The following is a 584-nucleotide window of genomic DNA, read 5'->3' on the forward strand; positions in this document are numbered from 1 at the left end:
GGCTTCTTCTTCGCCTTCATGATGTTCGGCAGCGTGACGTAGCGCGGTTCGTTCAGGCGCAGGTCCGTCGTGACCACGGCGGGCAGCTTCAAAGACAAGGTTTCCGCGCCGCCATCGACTTCACGCGCAACCGTGGCCTTGCCATCGGCAACCGTGACTTTCGATGCGAACGTCGCTTGCGGCAAACCAGCCAGCGCGGCCAGCATCTGGCCCGTCTGGTTCGAATCGTCGTCGATAGCCTGCTTGCCGAGAATCACGAGCGAAGGCTGTTCCCTGTCGACCAGCGCCTTCAAGAGCTTCGCGACCGCCAGCGGCTGCAAATCCTCGTTCGATTCGACGAGAATCGCGCGATCCGCGCCAATCGCGAGCGCCGTTCGCAGCGTTTCCTGCGACTGCGTCACGCCGCACGACACGGCGATCACTTCGCTCGCCACGCCCGCTTCCTTCAGGCGCACGGCTTCTTCCACGGCAATTTCGTCGAACGGATTCATCGACATCTTCACGTTGGCGATATCGACGCCCGTGCCGTCCGATTTCACGCGAACCTTCACGTTGTAATCGACCACGCGTTTGACTGGTACGAG

1 protein-coding gene is annotated in these 584 nt (G+C 61.5%); it reads right to left on the reverse strand.

The annotated features are described in order from the left end of the window. The coding region (locus U5805_RS31570) for an electron transfer flavoprotein subunit beta/FixA family protein (RefSeq protein ID WP_322107404.1) at positions 1–584 on the reverse strand (584 nt) is incomplete at both ends.

Source organism: Paraburkholderia sp. J41, from assembly GCF_905220235.1.
Classification (GTDB): domain Bacteria; phylum Pseudomonadota; class Gammaproteobacteria; order Burkholderiales; family Burkholderiaceae; genus Paraburkholderia.